Raw genomic sequence first — 2,706 nt, forward strand, 5'->3', positions numbered from 1 at the left:
CTCGAGCAACTGGGCGCGCATCCGGTCGGCGACGCCGCTGACGATTGCCGAGCCGTCGTCGCTCGGGTCGATGTGCACGCGGTACGGCCGCTGGCCGTACGGCGCATCGACCGCCGCGACGATGGCCCGCGCGACCTCGGCCACGTCGGCATCGGCCGGCTCCAGCTTCGCGAGGGCTGCGCCCACCTGCTGCGGCAGGCCGGCGTAGTGCGCGTCGTAGGCCTTCGCCACGTCGGTGTCTGCCGGATGCCCGGCGTTCTGGAAGTGGTTCGTGCCCGACGTGAACGCACCCGGCACGACGATCGTCGTCTCGACGCCGAAGCGTGCCAGCTCGCCGGCATAGCTGACCGCGAGCGAATCCATTGCCGCCTTGGCCGCGAAGTACGGGCCGAGGTAGGGCGGCGTGCCGCCCTTGACGCTGGAGCTCGACACCCACACGACCAGCCCGTGCCCTTGCCGTCGCAGCTGCGGCAGCGCGGCGCGGTTCAGGCGCTGCGTGCCCAGCGTGTTGACGTCGAACAGCTCGGCCACCTGCTCGGGCGTGAAGGCCTCGCTCGGGCCGAGCACCATGTGGCCGGCGTTGTGCACCACCACGTCCAGGCGCTGGTGCGTCTCGATGATCTGCGCGACGGTGCGGTCCACCGAGTCCTGCGAGCCGACGTCGAGCTCGATGGCGCGCAGATCGACGCGGTGGTCGGCCGCGTAGGCCGCGGCCTCTTGCGCCGCGTTCGCGTTGCGGGTCGCGATGGCCCGCATGCCGGCATAGACGGTGTGGCCGGCGTCGGCCAGCGCGCGGGCGGTGAGGGCGCCGAAACCGCTCGACGCACCGGTGATGACGATTACTTTGTTCATGAGACTCTCCAGATCAGGTAAGGACGATCAAGTGGGCACCGTGGAACCGGCTTTGCCGGGCCACTGGTGGCGCCCCCTTGAGGGGGAGGCGCGCAGCGCCTCGGGGGTGGGTCAAACAATGCCRCCGTTGGCGCGGAGGGTTTGTCCGTTGACCCAGGCACTGTCCGGGCCGACCAGGAACGACACGACGCCCGCGATGTCCTCCGGCGTCCCCAGCCGCTCCAGCGGCGCGGCCTTCGCGAGCCGCTCGATCAGCTCGGGGCTCTTGCCGTTCAGGAACAGGTCGGTCGCGGTCGGCCCCGGCGCGACGGCGTTGACGGTGATCTGGCGGCCGCGCAGCTCCTTCGCGAGGATGTTGGTGATCGTCTCGATCGCCGCCTTGCTGGCCGCATAGGCCGTGTACCCCGGCGTCGCGAGCCCGACCACGGTGCTCGAGAAGTTGACGATGCGCCCCCCGGCCTGCAGCCGCTTCACGGCCTCGCGCATCGTGTTGAAGCTGCCCTTGACGTTGATGTCGAACAGGCGGTCGAAGGTGGCGTCGTCGGTGTCGACGAGCGCCGGCATGTTCGCCGGCATCACGCCGGCGTTGTTCACCAGCACGTCGACGCGGCCGTAGGCGCGGACCGCCGCGTCGAACAGCGTGCGGGCGGCGGCGGGATCGGACACGTCGGCCTGCACCGCGGTGGCCTGCCCGCCGGCGGTGGCGATCTCGGCGACCACCTCGGCGGCCGCGGCGGCGCTGCCGGCGTAGTTGACGACGACGGCAAAACCGTCGGCTGCGAGGCGGCGGGCCACGGTGGCGCCGATGCCGCGGGATGCGCCGGTGACGATGGCAACTTGCTGGGTCATGGTGAGCTCCTTGGGAGTGGTGTGGCGATGAAGTGAATTCTGGTTGCTCGATGCAAATCAATAAATGAGCAAGAATTGACATCACTGTTCAACCAACACCAACAAACGAGCGCCCCGGATGGACCGTTTCCAGACCATGCAGCTGTTCGTGCGCATCGTCGAACTGGGCAGCTTCACGAAGGGCGCCGAAGACCTCGACCTGCCGCGCGCGACCGCCACCCATGCGATCCAGCAGCTCGAGAAGCGCCTGGGCACGCGGCTGCTGCAGCGCACGACGCGCCAGGTGAAGCCCACGCCCGACGGCGAGGCCTACCACCAGCGCTGCGTGCGGCTGCTGGCCGATCTCGACGAGACGGAATCGGCCTTCGGGCAGTCGGCGGCCAGCCCGAAGGGCAAGCTGCGGGTCGACCTGCAGGAGACGCTGGCCCGCCACTTCCTGCTGCCGCACCTGGGCGAGTTCTGCAGCCGCTATCCGGACATCGAGCTCGAGATCGGCATGGGCGACCGGCTGGTCGACCTGGTGCGCGAGGGGGTGGATTGCGTGCTGCGCGCCGGCAGCCCGCGCGATTCGTCGATGGTGTTGCGGCACGTGGCCGACCAGCCGCAGCTCACCTGCGCGAGCCCGGCCTATCTGGCGAAGTACGGTGTGCCCGCATCACTCGACGACCTGCCGCGGCACCGCGCGGTGAACTTTCTGTCAAGCGCGACCGGCCGGCGCGCGCCCTTCGACTTCATCGTCGACGGGCAGCCGCAGGTGGTGTTGATGAAGGGCAGCCTCTCGGTGCGCCATGCCGACGCCTATCTGGCCTGTTGCCTGGCCGGGCAGGGCTTGATCCAGATCCCGCGCTACCACGTGGAGGCCGAGGTGGCCGACGGGCGCCTGCAGGAGGTGCTGGCGCCGTGGTGCCCGGCGCCGATGCCGGTCTCGCTGCTGTACCCGCACAGCCGGCAGCTGTCGCCGCGGGTGCGGGTGTTCGTCGACTGGGTCAGCGCGCGGATGCAGGC

3 protein-coding genes are annotated in these 2,706 nt (G+C 70.1%); 1 reads left to right on the top strand and 2 read right to left on the bottom strand.

The window, feature by feature from the left end; translation table 11 throughout:
• Together AC1D15_RS25755 and AC1D15_RS25760 are read right to left on the bottom strand one after the other, a co-directional pair.
• On the bottom strand, window positions 1-852 hold an 852-nt coding region (locus AC1D15_RS25755; protein ID WP_477828229.1), incomplete at its 3' end, for an SDR family oxidoreductase.
• 111 nt (window positions 853-963) lie between these two features.
• On the bottom strand, window positions 964-1,701 hold the full coding sequence (locus AC1D15_RS25760; protein ID WP_047502639.1) for a glucose 1-dehydrogenase: 738 nt from the start codon (window positions 1,699-1,701) through the stop codon (window positions 964-966).
• Between the two features lie 118 nt (window positions 1,702-1,819).
• On the opposite strand from AC1D15_RS25760, the gene AC1D15_RS25765 reads away from it, so the two are divergent.
• Window positions 1,820-2,706: LysR family transcriptional regulator (locus AC1D15_RS25765; RefSeq protein WP_477828230.1), on the top strand; the 887-nt coding region annotated here is incomplete at its 3' end.

Source organism: Rhizobacter sp. P2_H2 (assembly GCF_056403375.1).